The 16,062-nt window shown below is 58.4% G+C and carries 24 protein-coding genes and 1 tRNA gene; 22 read left to right on the top strand and 3 right to left on the bottom strand.

Going from position 1 to position 16,062, the window contains the following annotated elements; genetic code table 11:
• The first annotated feature begins 124 nt into the window (after nt 1-124).
• From aroA to VN622_11055, 18 genes are all read left to right on the top strand, one after another.
• Nucleotides 125-1,414, top strand: coding sequence for a 3-phosphoshikimate 1-carboxyvinyltransferase (gene aroA / locus VN622_11140; GenBank protein HWR36412.1), 1,290 nt, complete (start codon nt 125-127; stop codon nt 1,412-1,414).
• Nucleotides 1,415-1,587: 173 nt separating this feature from the next.
• On the top strand, nt 1,588-2,160 hold the full coding sequence (locus tag VN622_11135; protein HWR36411.1) for a hypothetical protein: 573 nt from the start codon (nt 1,588-1,590) through the stop codon (nt 2,158-2,160).
• Between the two features lie 328 nt (nt 2,161-2,488).
• Nucleotides 2,489-2,917: a hypothetical protein gene (locus VN622_11130; GenBank protein ID HWR36410.1), complete on the top strand. Its 429-nt coding sequence runs from the start codon at nt 2,489-2,491 to the stop codon at nt 2,915-2,917.
• A 40-nt stretch (nt 2,918-2,957) separates the two neighbouring features.
• Nucleotides 2,958-3,033, top strand: a tRNA-Lys gene (locus VN622_11125).
• A 46-nt stretch (nt 3,034-3,079) separates the two neighbouring features.
• Nucleotides 3,080-3,316 carry a hypothetical protein gene (locus VN622_11120; GenBank protein HWR36409.1) on the top strand — a complete coding sequence of 79 codons (237 nt, stop codon included), beginning with the start codon at nt 3,080-3,082 and terminating at the stop codon, nt 3,314-3,316.
• A gap of 220 nt (nt 3,317-3,536) precedes the next feature.
• Complete coding sequence (locus VN622_11115; GenBank protein HWR36408.1) at nt 3,537-3,821, top strand: hypothetical protein; 285 nt, start codon at nt 3,537-3,539, stop codon at nt 3,819-3,821.
• A 248-nt stretch (nt 3,822-4,069) separates the two neighbouring features.
• Nucleotides 4,070-4,306, top strand: coding sequence for a hypothetical protein (locus VN622_11110; GenBank protein ID HWR36407.1), 237 nt, complete (start codon nt 4,070-4,072; stop codon nt 4,304-4,306).
• Nucleotides 4,307-4,487: 181 nt separating this feature from the next.
• Nucleotides 4,488-4,763, top strand: a complete 276-nt coding sequence (locus VN622_11105; protein ID HWR36406.1) for a hypothetical protein — start codon at nt 4,488-4,490, stop codon at nt 4,761-4,763.
• Nucleotides 4,760-5,047, top strand: coding sequence for a hypothetical protein (locus VN622_11100; GenBank protein HWR36405.1), 288 nt, complete (start codon nt 4,760-4,762; stop codon nt 5,045-5,047). Before VN622_11105 ends, VN622_11100 begins: the two co-directional genes overlap by 4 nt.
• Nucleotides 5,044-5,304: a hypothetical protein gene (locus tag VN622_11095; protein HWR36404.1), complete on the top strand. Its 261-nt coding sequence runs from the start codon at nt 5,044-5,046 to the stop codon at nt 5,302-5,304. The genes VN622_11100 and VN622_11095 overlap by 4 nt, the downstream gene beginning before the upstream one ends.
• Entirely contained in the window at nt 5,304-5,588 is a 285-nt protein-coding gene (locus tag VN622_11090) for a hypothetical protein (GenBank protein ID HWR36403.1), read from the top strand. The genes VN622_11095 and VN622_11090 overlap by 1 nt, the downstream gene beginning before the upstream one ends.
• Nucleotides 5,589-5,924: 336 nt before the next feature.
• Entirely contained in the window at nt 5,925-6,143 is a 219-nt protein-coding gene (locus VN622_11085) for a hypothetical protein (GenBank protein ID HWR36402.1), read from the top strand.
• Between the two features lie 11 nt (nt 6,144-6,154).
• Entirely contained in the window at nt 6,155-6,445 is a 291-nt protein-coding gene (locus VN622_11080) for a hypothetical protein (protein HWR36401.1), read from the top strand.
• A 797-nt stretch (nt 6,446-7,242) separates the two neighbouring features.
• Nucleotides 7,243-7,506: a hypothetical protein gene (locus VN622_11075; GenBank protein HWR36400.1), complete on the top strand. Its 264-nt coding sequence runs from the start codon at nt 7,243-7,245 to the stop codon at nt 7,504-7,506.
• Nucleotides 7,507-7,509: 3 nt separating this feature from the next.
• Nucleotides 7,510-8,628 carry a phage Gp37/Gp68 family protein gene (locus VN622_11070; GenBank protein HWR36399.1) on the top strand — a complete coding sequence of 373 codons (1,119 nt, stop codon included), beginning with the start codon at nt 7,510-7,512 and terminating at the stop codon, nt 8,626-8,628.
• The gene (locus VN622_11065) at nt 8,625-10,397 is read left to right on the top strand and encodes a DUF87 domain-containing protein (GenBank protein HWR36398.1); all 1,773 of its coding nucleotides are present in this window, start codon (nt 8,625-8,627) and stop codon (nt 10,395-10,397) included. The genes VN622_11070 and VN622_11065 overlap by 4 nt, the downstream gene beginning before the upstream one ends.
• 16 nt (nt 10,398-10,413) lie before the next feature.
• A complete protein-coding gene (locus tag VN622_11060) occupies nt 10,414-10,815 on the top strand; it encodes a hypothetical protein (protein ID HWR36397.1) in 402 nt (133 codons plus the stop codon).
• Nucleotides 10,812-11,033 (top strand): hypothetical protein, encoded by a 222-nt coding sequence (locus tag VN622_11055; protein ID HWR36396.1) that lies wholly within the window; start codon nt 10,812-10,814, stop codon nt 11,031-11,033. The genes VN622_11060 and VN622_11055 overlap by 4 nt, the downstream gene beginning before the upstream one ends.
• Nucleotides 11,034-11,257: 224 nt before the next feature.
• Here VN622_11055 and VN622_11050 read toward each other — a convergent pair whose 3' ends face one another.
• Nucleotides 11,258-11,569: a hypothetical protein gene (locus VN622_11050; GenBank protein HWR36395.1), complete on the bottom strand. Its 312-nt coding sequence runs from the start codon at nt 11,567-11,569 to the stop codon at nt 11,258-11,260.
• 535 nt (nt 11,570-12,104) lie between these two features.
• Between VN622_11050 and VN622_11045 the strand changes: the two genes are divergently transcribed.
• Nucleotides 12,105-13,205, top strand: coding sequence for a hypothetical protein (locus tag VN622_11045; GenBank protein ID HWR36394.1), 1,101 nt, complete (start codon nt 12,105-12,107; stop codon nt 13,203-13,205).
• A 788-nt stretch (nt 13,206-13,993) separates the two neighbouring features.
• Here the strand turns inward: VN622_11045 and VN622_11040 are convergent.
• Entirely contained in the window at nt 13,994-14,185 is a 192-nt protein-coding gene (locus VN622_11040; protein ID HWR36393.1) for a hypothetical protein, read from the bottom strand.
• Nucleotides 14,172-14,633: a hypothetical protein gene (locus tag VN622_11035; GenBank protein ID HWR36392.1), complete on the bottom strand. Its 462-nt coding sequence runs from the start codon at nt 14,631-14,633 to the stop codon at nt 14,172-14,174. The genes VN622_11040 and VN622_11035 overlap by 14 nt, the downstream gene beginning before the upstream one ends.
• Before the next feature lie 125 nt (nt 14,634-14,758).
• Here VN622_11035 and VN622_11030 point away from each other — a divergent pair, with 125 nt between their 5' ends.
• From VN622_11030 to VN622_11020, 3 genes are all read left to right on the top strand, one after another.
• Entirely contained in the window at nt 14,759-14,941 is a 183-nt protein-coding gene (locus VN622_11030) for a hypothetical protein (GenBank protein HWR36391.1), read from the top strand.
• Nucleotides 14,942-14,950: 9 nt separating this feature from the next.
• Entirely contained in the window at nt 14,951-15,277 is a 327-nt protein-coding gene (locus VN622_11025) for a hypothetical protein (GenBank protein ID HWR36390.1), read from the top strand.
• A 242-nt stretch (nt 15,278-15,519) separates the two neighbouring features.
• On the top strand, nt 15,520-15,906 hold the full coding sequence (locus VN622_11020; GenBank protein ID HWR36389.1) for a hypothetical protein: 387 nt from the start codon (nt 15,520-15,522) through the stop codon (nt 15,904-15,906).
• Nucleotides 15,907-16,062: the final 156 nt, after the last annotated feature.

Below are 16,062 nucleotides of genomic sequence, written 5' to 3'. Positions count from 1 at the left end.
ATGCGCTAGAACATCTGATGGCTGGGTTGAACTTGAGTTGGCTTTCTGAACACGTCGAAGCCGAAAATTTATACTTGTGAATCGGGCAACTTGCCGCGCAGCAGATGGAAAGCTGGTGAATTCGATGAAGGCACAGAGCGTCACAATCCGACCGGCACACAACGTCTGCGGCAGCGTCCGGCTACCGGGCGATAAATCAATCTCGCACCGATATGCACTACTGGCAGCAATCGCCGAAGGGAAGTCACGGCTTGAGAACTTTTCGTCCGCGACAGATTGCGCCAGTACGCTTGCGTGTGTACGCGCATTGGGCCGCCATGTAACGCTGGCAGACGGAGCGGTCGAGATCGAAGGATGCGGCGCGCAACTGCGTGCGCCCGCTGCTGCGCTGGATTGCGGGAACTCCGGATCGACCATGCGCATGATGGCAGGAATCCTGGCTGGGCAGGACTTTGCGAGTGAACTCGTGGGAGATGCATCGCTGTCGCGGCGTCCGATGGCGCGCATCATCGAGCCACTGCGCAGCATGGGTGCAACCATCGAGGCAGCAGAAGGCGAGCGGGCGCCGCTTGCTATTCGTGGCAGACGCTTGCGCCCCATTGAATACGCCTTACCTGTCGCGAGTGCACAGGTGAAGACCTGCGTTCTATTTGCGGGGCTCTTTGCTGACGGCGAGACGACGATCAGCGAACCGGTGGCGACGCGCGACCATGGAGAACTGGCTCTGCGTGCCTTCGGGGCAAGCGTACAGCGTGAGCGCAATAGCGTCACAATCGCCGGAGACCAGACGCTCCGGGCTATTAATGCTTATGTTCCCGGAGATATCTCGTCGGCAGCATTCTTCCTATGCGCAGCCATGCTGTTTCCGGATGCCAACCTGGTACTCGATAACATCCTGCTAAACCCCACGCGCGCCGTTCTGCTCGATGTGCTCACCGCGATGGGAGCGCGCATCAGCTTCCTTCAGGTCGCGGAGCGCCACGGCGAGCTGGTGGGCACGATCCGTTTACAAGCCGGTGCTTTGCTGGGGACGACAATCGCCGGCGCAAGTTCGGCAGCGCTGATCGATGAACTGGCGGTGCTGGCAGCGATTGCGCCGTACACGCGTGATGGGCTTGAAATTCGCGACGCGCGGGAACTGCGGGTAAAGGAATCCGACCGCATCGCCAGCGTGGCGCAGAACCTGCGCACCATGGGTGCCGTCGTGGAAGAGAGAGAAGACGGTATGCGCATCCCAGGCGGCCAGCAACTCAGGGGAGCGCAGGTCAATTCCTTCGGCGACCATCGAATAGCTATGGCTTTCAGCATCGCAGCATTGCGCGCCGAGGGCGCAACAGAGATCACGCACGCGGAAGCTGCCGGTGTTTCTTACCCCGGGTTCTACGCCGCCTTGGAGTCGTTGCTGGTGCGTTGATTGCGAGTTGTCCGCCAGAGAGAAGCCAGAGCTCAAAAGTTCATGGCTGTCGAGCCCACCTCTGCTGAGTCAGGGCCATCCAATGTCTCAGTCCCCCAAGTGCAAGGAGCAGCACTGTTGCCCCCTTGCATCCGTGTGACTGTTCAGCTTGGGACAGAGCGGAGACAGAAGACATGAAACTGATCGCTTTGGTGATGCTTGTTGCAGTGCTTTGTGTGCCAGCCATGTTCGCTCAGGATGAGGAGCTGAATCATGGCACTATTGGCGCTTTTATGAACTACTTCCGGCTTGAGCACGCCGATGCCAACATGATTGGCATTGGCGGCCGGCTCGGTGTCAACGTCCACCCCAATTTGCAGCTGGAAGGTGAAGCGGCTTACGACTTCGAGCGTAACTTCGATACGACTATTCCTCTTCCCGGTGGCGCTCCGAACACGTTTGCACGGTCGCCTCTGCGCCTGGTGCATGGTCTGTTTGGCCCTAAGCTCCAGGTTGGAACGGGTGCATTCCGGGCATTCGTGCTCGCCAAGGGCGGGTTTCTGAACTTCAGCAGGAACAAGAACTTCGCTGGCGCCATCGGAGCTGTTCCAAACGGTGACACGAATGGCGTGTTCTACCCCGGCGGGGGCTTTGAAGCCTACGCGGGAGCGATTGGGATACGCGTGGAAGCTGGCGATGAGATGTACTGGGATAACGGCGCGAACCATAATCTTCGCGTAACGGTTGGACCACAGTTCCGGTTCTAGGCAGCACCTCTGCGGAAACGCGGAACAATCAATCGGCCTCCGTGCTGCTTCTTTTATGCCCCACGGCCCGCAGGAACCCGCAAAACATCCGGTATCGAGGCTAGTGGAGCAGGCACTCGGAGCCACGCAGGAGTTCGCGTGCTTGCTCGTGACGTGTGTGCGTGAATGACAGAACGATAGCTCGGGTTGATCTGGCACGAGTGACCCGATGTGGGGTGACGCTTGTCACTGTCGGCTTCACTTGCGTGCGGCACCATATAGACATAGCGCCGTAACTTCACGCGGCAGCCCCGTTCTCAGGACTACATTTTCGATGAAGGCCCAGGACATGGGAAAGTACAACGTGTCATTTCCGACGATCTTGCTTTATGGTGCATGGTTCCCGGAGTGGAGCCGCCACGAGCACGACCAAAAGGGAATGCGCTTTCGGCTTGCGCGCCTCCCATTCGACCTGCATGAGGTGGGCGATGACGCAAGTATTGAAGCCGTTGTCATGCATGAAGCCAGTTTGCCGCCGGATGTCGATGCATGGGTGTCTAATCTGCGGGAAGTTCGTCCCAAAGTTGAAGTGTTGATCTGCGGAGAAGACCTCTCGCTGGTGGACCGCATGACTGCGAGCTTCGATGGCTTCGTCATTAATAGCGGAAAAGCAGACGATTTCGCTGATGCTGTGCGTTTGGTTCTGGCCCGTTGCTGCGCGAGAAAGCGGCGCGGCAAGACGAAGTGCCGCCACACCGGCAAAGCGGCGCACGCATAGCACTCCGCGAATTCGACAGTGTGATAAATTGTTTGTGTGTGGGCGCGTAGCTCAGTTGGTAGAGCAACGCCCTTTTAAGGCGTGGGTCCTGGGTTCGAGTCCCAGCGCGCTCACCAGTAGTGAAAGAGCATCGTCCGGAAAACAGGCTTGGTACTGGATTGAATGGGAGACAATCCAGTGCTCAACGCAAATCGCATTCCGACCGCTCGGCCATTAACCCCGCCGGAAACACCTCACCCGATCGTTCAGCTCGAAGACCTCTACAAAGCCTCGCCTGATCTTCTCGCCGTCGCGCGCCTCATTCTCGAAGTTCGCTCAAAAGACGAATTCGACTGGAAGTTCGCCATCATCCGTGAGGTTGCCCTATCAGCAATCGCCAAAGCGGAAGGGCGCCGCTGATGGCCGCCGCGCGCACCATCCCAACTCTCATTGTCCCAGGCGTCTGCCGGTACTGCGGCTGGACCGATCAAACCGTGTGCAGCAATCCGGCGTGCGTAAAGCAGCACGTCCTGACGGCCCGCAATTCAATCTTCGTTAGCAATGCCGAGGCCGCGCTTAGCAAGTTCGCTCCACTCTCGACATCTCGTCCGAAAGACGGTGCGCGATGAGGACCACCCGGATGAGCAAGGAATTCGTCCAGTCCTTCGCGCTGTGTGATGCGATCGAGTCAATCGAGTCGCTCATCGAATGCAACCTCAACACGGATCCCAAGCTGCGCACCGAACAAGAGATCGCCCTTGGGCGAATTTGGAATCATCGCCTGGAACACTACAGGTCACTGCAGCGCTCAGTGTCCAAGCACGTCCGCGGCAGAGTGCGTAGGGTCTTGCGGATAGAGCATCGACTCATCCAGGACCTGATCGACGTCGAAGCGCTCCCCGTAACGAAAGCCGGTGCAAGATGAGCGGCACAACGATCTGCAATTGCCAGTGCGTCCAGTGCATAGCCATCAGCAAAGGAAGCAACGATACCCACTGCGGCAGAGTGCTGTGTTGGAGCCCAGATCATCCCACTCCGACGAACACTCTCATATTGCTGCGCGGGATGTTGGACGATCATCAGCGGATGCACCCGCACCATCATTACCTGTGTGCGTTGTGTCTGAACGCTTCATTCGCGATCGCCGACATACAACGTATTGCGGGAGACGAGATGTCTGCCGCGATCACCGAATTCAACGCGCGATATCCAGTCGGTACGTCAGTTCGCTTCTGGTCTGGACTCCGTGAGGGCGAGGGCCAATTGGGCACGACCTGGACGGATGCGCAGATGCTCTCCGGTAACACCGCTGTCGTCTATGTTCGCGATTTCAACGGCAACAATCGCGGATCCATGTCGCTTACACACGTACAACCGCTGGAAAGCGAAGGCGGTGCACGATGGGCCTAGGACACTGTCGCGTTGTTCGCTACATCTGGGTCAACGTGTTCGCCTTCCTCTGTGGCTTCAATATCGGCCGCGGAAATCTTCTCGGTTTCGCGATGTTCCTCGGCGGCATTGTGTGTCTGACCGTCTGTGTCAATCGGATGCTAAACCGCCTGGAGTCGAGCAACCAGAACGGAGGCCGCTGATGATCGCCGTGCAAGTCCTGGAAGAGAAGCTCCGATTCACGAGCGAGCTGGAGCGCAAAGGCCTCGGAGCTAGAGCGGCGAAGAACCTCGCTAACGTCCACTGCTCGATCGCGATGGTCATGGCGAATGGCGAGCTGCGCTGCCGTGCTTGCGGCAAGACGGAAGGTCTGAGCCTACGCAGCGTCTTTGAGTACATCCAGAACGGATGGCCCGAATGCTGCGAACAAAGCATGTGTTACGAAGGCCCGACGCCGCTGACCGAGGCTGGTGCATGAGCGCGACGACCATAGCGGAAATGCCCAGCCAAGAAAGAGCGAAGAAGAGTCTGGTCCTGCGCGAGCCGAGCGCCGATGCCAAGTACTTGCTGCGCCAGGCGGCGAGCACACTGCAAAAAGAGGGATTCGATTACCGCGAGGGTACTGACCTGTTTCGCGTTTACTACATGGACGTCGCGTTGTTGATGGATGGGGGCGTGAAGAAGGCTGCTGCAAAGCGGATCGGGATCTCGCGCAACCATGTCCGCGATTTCTATAAGCGCGCGGTGGACGTGCTGCGATGAAGTACTTGGTGGATGCTGGGGAGATCGTCTCGGTGAACGGCGTGTCGCCACGCGACTCGGTCCACCTGGCGCTGACGGCGCTCGGCGATCGCGCCAGGTTCCCGGTCACGGTCCACGAGCTGGGGACAGGCAAGGCGTACTTGTTCGTCGAGCACGCCGAGTACGTCCAGGTCGATCCAGGAGATCCTCTGCCGGTCGGGGAGAAGAAGACACCAGGGCGCGTGAGCCGCGATGCCTACGAAAGAGTGAGGGCGTGATGCGTACCTTTGTGGCTAGGAACGGAGACACGATCGAGCGTCTCGAAGAGCTTTTGGAAGAGGAGGTCGCTGGCCTCTGCCAAGCTCGCGCCTCGTTGGACGATGCCGAGATGCGCGTCAAGCCACTCCGCCATGCCGTTACAGAGGCGGAGTCCAACTGTCTCAACATCAGTACTCGCCTGCGGTTCGCTCGGGAGGAGAAGAAACAAAGCGACCGCCGCGAGCTGGCTAAGGGAAATGTTGTAACGGCATACCGGGGGGAGTATGGCCACAGCGAAATGTGAGCGGTGCGGTGGGTGGTTCCTACGCCCATCCAATCGCGAGCCTGGAACCTGGCGCATGTGCAATGAATGCTGTCGCCATATTGCCGAGCAGTCATTGGGTCCGGATACGAACGTTGACAGAGATTCGCCAACAACGAGAGCCGGTGGGCTGAGAACGCGAGCGAGTGCCAGTGCGGGGAGCTACGGGGAAACCGCACCTTGTACCGAGTCGGAGGGCATCGGGGTAAGGCCGATGCAGGATAGGCCAAGCGTGGCCGCGTTAACTCACAGCGGAGTACATGCCGGACGGAGTGCCCAGCGGTGACCGATTAGCCGCTGGTTGTACTGGAGACACTGATGACGAGAAGCGAACATGTTCGATGGTGCAAGGATCGCGCGCTCATGTATGTGGACGACGGTGATCTGCAAAATGCTTACAGCTCCATGGTTTCGGATTTGCGGAAACATCCGGAAACTGAAAACCACGCGGGCATCGAGCTCGGCATGGGCCTGATGTTGATTGGGGGCTTAAACACCCCCGAGAAGATGCGAAATTTCATTGAAGGATTCAACTAGCCGGTGACGAGATGACGTTCAAGAACCCGATGGTCGACCTGGAAGGAAAGCGCGAGGAACCAGTGATCTGCGAGAACTGCGGAGCCGACGTACAGCCGAACAACGTGAAAGCCCATAAGCTCACGCCCGCCTGCATACGCAAGATGTTCGAAAGAGTTCTACCCGGGTACGACGTCGATGTCACTGTGACGCGACTGCCCTACGATCGGGCGCGCGTGAAGGTCAGCGCCAATTTGTCTGTTGAAGTCAAAACCGAAAGGAAGGAACGCCGATGCCGCCGACAGAAGAGGTGTACTTCATGAAGCATCATTTGCTCCGGCAGCGCGTAGCAGCGCGCCGCCGGACATACCTAGGTAAACAACTGAGGGACAACAGCAAAGAGCTTAGCACGGCTGGTCAACTGCATTCGATAGGCCGGCTCGTGCGCTGGTGGCTCTCGTGGTTCCCGGCTCCAGCCGGCAGCAGGGTGTGACGTAGGTAGTCAGGTGAAGCGGTCACTTTCAGAGAAGGAGGTCGGAAGCATAGCCTCTGCCGGGTTCGGTCTCTCCCAGTGTTTAGCCGGGCCCGGCAGTGAAATGCGATGCGGGTTATCTGTAGAGCTGAAAACCCGAGACGAGAGAACAGCAATGCCATGTGAATTCATAAATACCGGTAATGGACATTTCGCAATCGCATGCAGCCGAGGCCGCAAGTCCCCAGCTTGTAAGTTCTGTGGCAAACCGTCCACCAGGTTGTGCGACTTCGCCGTCAACGTCGGGGACATCGGCCATACGAAGACCTGTGACGCTCCCATGTGTGACGGATGTGCCACGAGGGTCGGCGCGAACACGGACTACTGCCCGATGCACAAGGATCCGAATCGCTGCGCTGTGTGCGGCTGGCCACTGGAACCTGCACAGGGCGGAGTTGGATGCTTGCGCGGCAACTGCTCCATGCGTCCGCGTCCCGCCATGTTGTACGACCCCCACAGAGCCGAGCAGGAGTCCACTGGCGAGAAGTCCCATGAATGCTGTGACCACCGCAGCGCGAACGTAACGACGGGTTGTCCTGATTGCGGCCGAGCCGTGGATGCGTGCGGTATGCCGATCAAAGGATGCGAATGATAACGATCACGATCGAGAAGACCGAGACGTTGACTTACACCGAGCAGCAGAACCTGGTCACTAAGGAAGAGCCATCTGATGTCGTCGAGGATAAGGACTACGGCGGCGGCAAGAGGGTCATCATGAAGCGCGAATACCAGGTGGTCGATCTGAAGAAGGCGCGCGAGGTGAAGACGGTCCTGGCATGCCAGAACATCGCTGACGAGAGCTCGTTCGACCTGGTCAAAGTCCTCAAAGCCGTTAACAACATAGAAAGCTAAACGATGAACAGCACGAAGATTGAGTGGACTCGTAACTCGGATGGCAGCGAAGGCAAGAGCTGGAACCCGATCCGTGCCCGATTCAAGGGTGACGGAAAACAAGGCTGGTACTGCCAGAAGGTCAGCCCCGGTTGCAAGAATTGCTACGCTGAGCGGCGCAATAAATGGATTGGCAACGGTGCGGCCTACAACGACTCCGACCTCCGGACCTTGGATGTGTACCTGGACGAGAAGGCGCTACTAGAGCCGTTGCGTCTGAAGAAGCCCACCAACATCTTCGTGTGCTCAATGACTGACCTGTACGGATCGTGGGTTCCGGACGAGTGGATCGATCGCATCTACGCGGTCATGGCGCTCTGCCCCCAGCACACGTTCATGGTGCTTACGAAACGGCCGGAGCGAAGGCTGGCATGGTTCAGCAGACCTAACAATCCGAACTTTTCGAAACGCATCAGCAATCCGTGTGCGTGGTATGTGTGGGTGCAAGTTGCTTCGGTCCAAAATGCTGTTCGTGTAGAAACATGCAATCCGTTCACTTGGGCGAAGTTCGCTGAGGACGACTCGGTAAAGCCTTGGCCCCTGCCGAACGTGCGCGAGATGGTGACTGTCGTCAACCAAGACGAGGTCGATAAGCTGATCCCGGTTCTTCTGGAAACTCCCGCAGCGTGTCGCGGACTTTCCATCGAGCCGATGCTCGGGCCAATCAACGCATCACGATACCTGTGGCCCGCGTGCGGGTGGTGGAGAGGAAACTACCGGTCATACGCGGAGGCTAAAGCCGCTGGAGCTGAATGCGGAATGAAGCCGCAGGCTCTAGTATTGGCTTCTTCAAAGTTCATCGACTGGGTAATTGTCGGCGGCGAGTCCGGTCCTCACGCGCGGCCGATGCATCCCGACTGGGCGCGATCACTGCGTGACCAGTGCCACGCGGCCGGCGTCCCGTTCTTCTTCAAGCAATGGGGTGAGTTCAGCCCGAATGAAGAAGGATATTCGCGTGATGGCGGAATCCCTATTGTTCGCTTCCCGGATAACGAGATCCTCTGGAAGCTCGGCAAGAAACTAGCGGGACGCCGCCTTGATGGCCGCGAGTGGTCTGAATACCCGGAGGCGATCGCACGATGAAGATCGTCATTGGCAAGTCCGCAGATGGACGTCAGGTCGGCTTCGACCTGGATACATTGATCACGACGCGTCTGCTCATCCAGGCGAACTCCGGCGCCGGAAAGTCGTATCTGTCTCGGCGCTTCATGGAGCAGTTGTTCGGACACATCCAGGTGATCGCGATCGATCCCGAGGGCGAGTTCGCGACGCTGCGCGAGCAGTACGGCTACGTGCTTGTTGGCAAAGGCGGCGAGACGCCGGCGGACGTCCGCTCGGCCGCGACCGTTGCCGAGAAGCTGCTCGAGCTGCGCGCCTCGGCAGTGTGTGACCTTTACGAGATGAAGCCCAGCGAACGGCATCGCTGGGTGCAAGCCTTCCTGGAAGCGATCGTGAACGCGCCCAAGGCGCTGTGGCATCCGGTGATTATCCTTATCGACGAGGCGCACGTTTTCTGCCCGGAGAAGGGCGCTGGCGAATCGGTTGCGTCCGAAGCCGTGATCGATCTGGTGACACGCGGCCGTAAGCGCGGTTTCTGTCCCGTGCTCGCAACGCAGCGCCTGTCGAAGCTGCGCAAGGATGCGTCGGCCGAGCTGCTCAATCGTCTCGTTGGCGGAACCTTCGAAGACGTCGACATCAAGCGCGCGGTGGACCTGCTGTCGATCGCTCCGGAGGACCGCCGGGACTTTGTAGCATCGCTACGCACGCTCGATCCGGGATGGTTCTATGCGCTCGGTCGCGCGGTCTCGAAAGAGCGCGTGCTCTTCAAGGTGGATCCAGTTGCGACGTCGCACCCGAAGCCGGGATCTGCGAAGCATGCCGCCGAGCCTCCCCCAACTCCTGACCAGGTCAAGGCGCTGCTGCCTAAGCTCGGAGATCTCCCGAAGGCGGCCGAAGAAAAGGCGCGCACGGTTGATGACCTGAAGGCGAAGATCCGGTCGCTGACAGCCGAGGTGGCAGCGGCGAAGCGTGAGAGACCTGCAGCGCCCGCGGCGGCCGTCGATCCGGAGCGGTTGAAGGCAACGATCGAGAAGTCTGTGCGGACCGCTCTGAAAGAGCGCGACCTGCATTGGACGCGATCGCTGCGCGATTACCAGCGCTCGATCAACGGAGCGATCGCTGAGGTTGGGACGACTTTAGCCGAGGCGGTGCGTTCCGTAGCGGTTCAGACACCTGAACCGATCGGCGAGATCTCGGCGGACGTCCAGGTGGTAGCAAAGCCGCCACTCACCGTGAAGGATCGAATCATCGAGGATCCTCCGCGGCGAATCCATCCTGACCAGGCGAACGCTGAATCGAACGGCGACATCACCCGGCCGCAATACAAGATTCTTTCCGCGCTCGCGCAGTTCGAAGCGATTGGGCGGACGTCGGTGCCAAAGAAGTGGGTCGCCGCGCTCGCGCAAGTAAGCCACACCTCCAGCGCGTACGGCAACAATCTCGGAGCGTTGCGGACGGGCGGTTACATCGAGTATCCCGCGCCTGGCGAAGTGGCGCTGACGGCCGAGGGACGCAGGAACGCTCCGCAGGTGGATCCACCGCGGAGCCCAGAGGAGATGTTCGATCGCTGCGCGCAGATCGTGACGCGTCCCCAGGCTGCGATTCTCGATGTGCTTCGCCAGAAGTATCCGCACGCGATGGACAAGCAGGCCGTAGCCGATCTCGCCGGCGCGTCGGCAACGTCGAGCGCTTATGGCAACAACCTAGGCGCGCTCCGCTCCGCTGGCATGATCGACTATCCGGCGCCCGGCAAGATCCGCGCCGCAGACTGGCTGTTCCTGGAGGAGTCGTAGGCATGGGGGTAGCTAGGTGAGAACGATCTCGGAAGTCGTGAAGTGGTGTGCTGGCGCGCTGGTCGAACACGGAGATCCAGCGGTCCCGGTGTGCCAGCTCTTCTTTCGCTGGGTTGAAACGCCGGCTGCGTATCGCGGTGATGAACTGGTCTGCGGCGTCATGGATGGCCAATTCGGTATTTGGTTATGCCCGGGCGAAGCGATCGCCATGCCTATCGTCGAAGGCGCGGCCGAGTTCGGAATGCTTAATGCGATCGACAACTTCGGTGCAACGAAGATTGCCAACGGTGTGTGGTCGCTCAGCCCATCTCTCAATTTGCCTGATCTCATACACGGCTTTGTTGTGTTGTACGACGTCCCGGATCCGGCTCCCTGGGAGCGCAGGATCATCTTGCTAAGCGAGGAACTCATTGCATGAAGATCACGATCGAGAGCACGTCGAAGATCGTCGAGCTGAACGGCGTGCCCATGCGCATATGGGAAGGCGAGACGAGCGACGGCATTAAGGTGCATTGCTATGTCACGCGCATTGCCGTGCGACATGAGGACGATCAAACGCAGTTCCAGCAGGAGCTGCGGGAACACCGCGCGCCATCGGCCGAGGTTGAAGCTATCCCGCTGAGGATGGTGCTCTGACCAAGATGGCCCGTCGCGCAAAGCATTTCAAGTTTTCGTGCTCCGCGTGCCAGGACACCGGCCTCGAGCAGGCTCCAGAGGAAGTGTATCGAGTGCGCCTCTGCACGAAGTGCGACGGCGCCGGCAAACAGAAGCTAACGATCGCGGAGAGGATGGAGCAGCTTGAGCATTCCAGATAGCGTCGCGTCCACGGTCGAGATTGTTTATTCGAATATTGGAGAACATCAGGGATGATATTCAAAAGCCGCGATGAACTCCCAGCAACGTGCAAGTGTCTTCTGTGCGACAAGGATAAGCCTCTTGTCGAAATCATCGTCGTCCGCCATCGCAAGAGCGGACATTTCCAAGTTCGGCCCCGCTGCAAGCTGTGTCACAACATGCGAGAGCGTGGACACCGGAGAGAGTACAAGACGAAGTATCTCCGTCGCTGGCGGACGTACAACTCCGAAGTCAATGAAAGCTACTGGCGGACTTCCTCCGAGCAGAACCGAGAACAGATAAACGCTCGAGCGCATGCACGGTTTATTGCGAATCACGACGCCATTCTCATCCAGGGACGGCTTCGCCGGCGGGCTGGAATGCGTGTCAGTCTCGCGGAAGCGAAGAAGTTGCTCAGCCGTTTCGGACGTTGCTATCCGACCCGATACGGGCTTACTCCGGACGGACTGAAGGAGTGCGAGCGGATCCGGTCGCGCATGCGATCTGCTGGTCAAAAGGTGTCCGCTCTAGATATCCGGATGATGGTGTACGAAGACGGCTTCTACCTGAAGCCTTCGCGCCAGCCGGTTCCGTATAGGACTGCTTCAAACAGACTGCGCCGCTGGCAGGCAAAACAACGTATGCGAGCAGCCGCTGCATGACTCTCCGCGGCTTTGCGAACGAATGCTTTTCGAAAACGAGTCAGTTCTCGGCAGGAATCGAGATGAACAAATCGAGGTTAACAGGTAAGATGAGCGGCACACCCAGAGCGTTAGTACAACAGATGAACCTCGCAAGTGAAGGGGATCTGATGCCGGTAGCGGAGGGCCAGTCATAGCCTCCAGGTCCAAACCCGGATCCAAGTATCAAGCCGTGATGGTCCCGACGCAGAGCGGTCTCTACGTCGCTGGCGTTCCCGCGCAGACGCGACAGTTGCCGCTTCCCGCATGGCTGTTCCATGCTCTCGGTGAAAAGGTGACGGCGCATAAGGCCAAAGCTGAGACGCGACGAGCTGCTAAGGATAAGCAGGCGACGCTCCTACTGGGCAGCGCGGCCATTGTCCTTGATGTACTGCCCCACGATGGCGGCAGAAAGCTCCACGTAAAGCAGAAGTCGCTCAGCGATATTGCGCCGGCGATGGGCTATAAGCACGCGGCCACCGCGTCCAGAAAGATCAGCCAGGTCTCTCCGGATCTGATTAAGACCACGCCGACGTACAGCTCGAATAAGTACACATGGGGAGTTCCAGAGTCCTCCAAGAGACGGTACAAAGATTCCGAGCATCACGACCCCAGCTCCGCCGAACTCGCCAGGATCGAAACATTAGCCAGGCATTTTTCGCAGGACGATTTGTCCAATACTTTCTTCCGGCACTTCGCGGCAGTCATAAACCATCCCAACATCCCGCTGACGAGCACCGAGCGCATTGTCCTGCTCCACTTGTATGCGCATGGACTTCTCGTTCGCGATCGCGCCTCGGGGTTGTGGAAGGCTGGAAAGGTGCAGCAGTCGCAGGAGTCGATCGGAGCCAAGACGGGGCTGCATCGAGACACCGTGCGCTGGGCTCTCCGCAGGATGGCTGTGGAGTGGACCGGACGCGATGGCGTGACGCACAAGGGCCTGGGACTCCTGAAGTTTATCGGTAAGCCTGGTCAGTGGTTCAAGGATGGGCAGCCGGTCAAGCACAAGTGTCCTGGGGCCGTGTGGAAGCAGCAAGAGTCGAACGAGTACATAGGGGTTGCTGACTTCATCGAGAGCGACAAGGAACGCTACGATCGCTGCATGGTGTCGGTACGGGCGACTCGGCAGGCCGCGGCGGAACTGATGGACCAGATCTACGGCGACACGCGCGACGAGTGGTTAGCAAAGAACGGGCAGGTGCAGTCATTTTACAAAGAGTGCAGAAGCAGGATGCTGGCAAGAGGGGTTAATAGCAGCCTGATCGACGTCGCGATCCCGCGACCACCTACCTAGGGAACACTTTCCACAACATGCAAAAGCGGATTCAAGGGCCAGGCCGAAGTGTGCCTGGCCTCTTTTCGTTTCTGAGGTAAGAAACACGCCCACTTAGGAGGATGGCTCTTTTTGCGTGCACACTCTAGTTGTCACGGTCAGATCTTCGGGAGCAGGACTCGTGCACACTCTAGTTGTCACGGCGTCTGCGAGCATCCAACATGCACACTCTAGTTGTCACGAGGCGATTCACAGGTGCAAAAACGTTGCTCTCGTCATGATTGGAAGCAGCACCAAGAACTTTTCCCCCATGATTGAAAGCAACAAGGTGGATACCTGGAAGCAGCAATTAGTATTTGGGACCCGATTCCGGCCTCGCATTGCGGTTCCCCATACATACACGTCGCCGCCGTAGATTTACTTTGTGGACGCTGTGGATTGTTGAGGAGGCGCGCACGCGCGCGTCGGGCCTTCGGCCTTCTTCTTGAAAGGCATTGAGGTGCGATCGCAAAGAACGCGATCGAATCAAAGGCCTCGATCATTTGTGTTGGATAGGGGGCTGCGCCCCCTCCAAACCAACCCCGCTCTCTCCAAGAAGGGAAAAGCAAGTCTTGAACCAAAGTGCACAGCAGAACACGAACATGGAAAAGATATCGAGATGGCAAAGACAACGGCAAAGGCAAAACCAAAATCACGCGAGCGTAGGCGAATCAACACTCCAAACGACAAGCTGTAGGGCAGAGACTGAGTCCGATCGGGCGTCGGTCGAAGTTCGTCCTGGATGATCCCCAGGATCGCGCAGAGGTTCCCTACTGTGTTCTTCGAGGACGTCCGCCCTCGCGTCCGTTGATCCGAGCAGCCTCGGCCTTGGCGTCGGATGTGGCGGAGCCGCCGATCGCGCCGTTGAGGCGAGCAGCTATAGTCTTCGCGGCGGACGAAACGCTGCCGCCTTTTCGTCCGGCTGCAGCTCGAATCTCCGATAATGAGCTAGGTTTCTTCATATCTACTCATCCACGCCCACGCCAAGCATCGCTCGAAATCACCGAGCCACGCTGCAGCCTCTGGATAGAAGGGCAGCCCGACGTCCAGCCGCACAGCGCACCACGGCTCGCCAGGCACTTCGTTCGGAGATGTAGCGTATTCCATACTCCCCGTTTCGTGCAGCATCCGCCATACCGCGGCGCCACGCAGTGAGTGCGCGGCAACACCAATCGTGACGAGTGGCATTCCGTCAGGAGTGTAGATTGTCGCGATCATGCACCGGCCCTCGTCGGTGATGTTGATCGTGTAACCTGGTCGCCCCGGAATTACGGATTCGCGCGCGTGCAATGCCCAATCGATTACGTTCTCAAGCTCTGCGACGACCTGGTCGCTGACCTCACTTCTAGGAGATCGGCGACCGTGTCCAGTCGTGAGGGTGACGTGCCAGATGTAGTCTTTTTTGGCCATCGGACTACATCATATTTGCTTTGATTGGGTTTGTTAGCAGGTTTCTGTTATTTGTGTTTAAGAATTCAAGTGTTCACGCTCTCGGTCCATGCTGTAGATTTGTGCGCTGAAAAGGATGGACTGAAATGGACAGACACCTAGAGGCACTGCTGGCGATCGCCCACGAACTTAAGGCGATTCGCATCCAGCTCATGAAGGCAGATGAGAAGAGCCCCCAAGCGCGATTCAGCATGGAACGTCAAATCGATTACATCGTCGGCATCGCCGATAGCTGCCTGAATAGTGCGAGCAGTGGCAGGAAAGTGTAAGGAACTGCAATGGCGCTCCGAACGAAAAAGACCAGGCTGAAAGATGTGATTGCACGCACACCACGCCGGCGATCGAGACGGACCACCAGTCCTGACTTCCTGAAGCAGATCCGCGAGCTGCTGAACGGCTACGCCGATGACGTGGACAAGAGCGACCTCAGCACGCACTCCAAGGCCATGTACATTGGCCACGCCGATAACTTCGTGCGGTGGATCCACGGAGAGTTCACACCAGGCTCAGTCGGCACTCGCGATCGCAAATCTCTTCCGTTCAAACCGGCGCCGGCAGAACCTGAAGAGACAAATTCATTACAGGAAAACCCCGTTACTCTTTAGGTGACAGGCTGGCAGAACATCGTTATACCGATCCGATTTCTTTGTTCGCAAAGAGAATCCTGTTGCATCGCACGCAGAGTTGTAGGTACGATTTGGCACCTGCTACTTACATCTCTTCTTCGGGTCCTTCCCGAACGCTGGCCTTAACAAGCCTCCGCTGAGCGAATCCGGCCGCAGTACTCAACGTCACAAGTGTTTGTACACTCCCCCGCATTTGCGTTCGGCCCCCACTACAGGACGATATGGCAAGACACGTTCATCGTGCGGTAGTAGTTTCCGCAAACGGCGACCGACTCAAATCCATCAGTGAACGCGAAGCTTATGCACTGGTTGAGAGCGGCCAGGCAACGCGCCTGACGACATCGCGCGAACTGGCGAAGGGCAAGCGCCTGGTGATCATGATGAAAATTCGTCGAAAGAGTTGCCGAGTAGTGGCGACGCTGACGAAACGCGACATGGTCAACAACGCCGAGGCGCACGAAGAAAATCGCAGGTGCTTTTCGCGAGACAAAGTGGAGAGCTGGCCTGAGATCCATGACACCTTTGCGGTGACGATCGTCGCCGGCCGTGTGTGGATCCCGAGCGAGACGGCCGCTGCAGCAAGGGCTGCAGCATGCAAACCGAGATGACGAACATGGTTACGGCATTGGGCACCGCGGCGGTCGAGGATGCGAAGTAACTCTGCGCGTGATGTTGCGGATGCCGTGCTCAGCGGTAAGTGGATCCCTGGAAGCAAGTCGCCGGCGGTCGACGAAAGCCGGCTCGAGCTCAAGCTTTGCGAATGG

The organism is Clostridia bacterium, assembly GCA_035561135.1.
In the GTDB taxonomy this organism is placed as follows: Bacteria; Acidobacteriota; Terriglobia; order Terriglobales; family Acidobacteriaceae; genus DATMYA01.
Note: the sequence above shows the minus strand (reverse complement) of the source record. Positions and strands in the feature narration are given on the sequence as shown.

Excerpts from the sequence above, each read along its gene's own strand:
- VN622_11020 (HWR36389.1), top strand. The coding sequence starts at position 15,520 with ATGGCAAGACACGTTCATCGTGCGGTAGTAGTTTCCGCAAACGGCGAC.
- aroA (HWR36412.1), top strand. The coding sequence starts at position 125 with ATGAAGGCACAGAGCGTCACAATCCGACCGGCACACAACGTCTGCGGC.
- VN622_11105 (HWR36406.1), top strand. The coding sequence starts at position 4,488 with ATGATCGCCGTGCAAGTCCTGGAAGAGAAGCTCCGATTCACGAGCGAG.
- VN622_11040 (HWR36393.1), bottom strand. The coding sequence starts at position 14,185 with ATGAAGAAACCTAGCTCATTATCGGAGATTCGAGCTGCAGCCGGACGA.
- VN622_11130 (HWR36410.1), top strand. The coding sequence starts at position 2,489 with ATGGGAAAGTACAACGTGTCATTTCCGACGATCTTGCTTTATGGTGCA.
- VN622_11120 (HWR36409.1), top strand. The coding sequence starts at position 3,080 with ATGGGAGACAATCCAGTGCTCAACGCAAATCGCATTCCGACCGCTCGG.
- VN622_11070 (HWR36399.1), top strand. The coding sequence starts at position 7,510 with ATGAACAGCACGAAGATTGAGTGGACTCGTAACTCGGATGGCAGCGAA.
- VN622_11085 (HWR36402.1), top strand. The coding sequence starts at position 5,925 with ATGACGAGAAGCGAACATGTTCGATGGTGCAAGGATCGCGCGCTCATG.
- VN622_11080 (HWR36401.1), top strand. The coding sequence starts at position 6,155 with ATGACGTTCAAGAACCCGATGGTCGACCTGGAAGGAAAGCGCGAGGAA.
- VN622_11055 (HWR36396.1), top strand. The coding sequence starts at position 10,812 with ATGAAGATCACGATCGAGAGCACGTCGAAGATCGTCGAGCTGAACGGC.
- VN622_11065 (HWR36398.1), top strand. The coding sequence starts at position 8,625 with ATGAAGATCGTCATTGGCAAGTCCGCAGATGGACGTCAGGTCGGCTTC.
- VN622_11030 (HWR36391.1), top strand. The coding sequence starts at position 14,759 with ATGGACAGACACCTAGAGGCACTGCTGGCGATCGCCCACGAACTTAAG.
- VN622_11035 (HWR36392.1), bottom strand. The coding sequence starts at position 14,633 with ATGGCCAAAAAAGACTACATCTGGCACGTCACCCTCACGACTGGACAC.
- VN622_11135 (HWR36411.1), top strand. The coding sequence starts at position 1,588 with ATGAAACTGATCGCTTTGGTGATGCTTGTTGCAGTGCTTTGTGTGCCA.
- VN622_11100 (HWR36405.1), top strand. The coding sequence starts at position 4,760 with ATGAGCGCGACGACCATAGCGGAAATGCCCAGCCAAGAAAGAGCGAAG.
- VN622_11090 (HWR36403.1), top strand. The coding sequence starts at position 5,304 with ATGCGTACCTTTGTGGCTAGGAACGGAGACACGATCGAGCGTCTCGAA.
- VN622_11025 (HWR36390.1), top strand. The coding sequence starts at position 14,951 with ATGGCGCTCCGAACGAAAAAGACCAGGCTGAAAGATGTGATTGCACGC.
- VN622_11110 (HWR36407.1), top strand. The coding sequence starts at position 4,070 with ATGTCTGCCGCGATCACCGAATTCAACGCGCGATATCCAGTCGGTACG.
- VN622_11115 (HWR36408.1), top strand. The coding sequence starts at position 3,537 with ATGAGCAAGGAATTCGTCCAGTCCTTCGCGCTGTGTGATGCGATCGAG.
- VN622_11075 (HWR36400.1), top strand. The coding sequence starts at position 7,243 with ATGATAACGATCACGATCGAGAAGACCGAGACGTTGACTTACACCGAG.
- VN622_11095 (HWR36404.1), top strand. The coding sequence starts at position 5,044 with ATGAAGTACTTGGTGGATGCTGGGGAGATCGTCTCGGTGAACGGCGTG.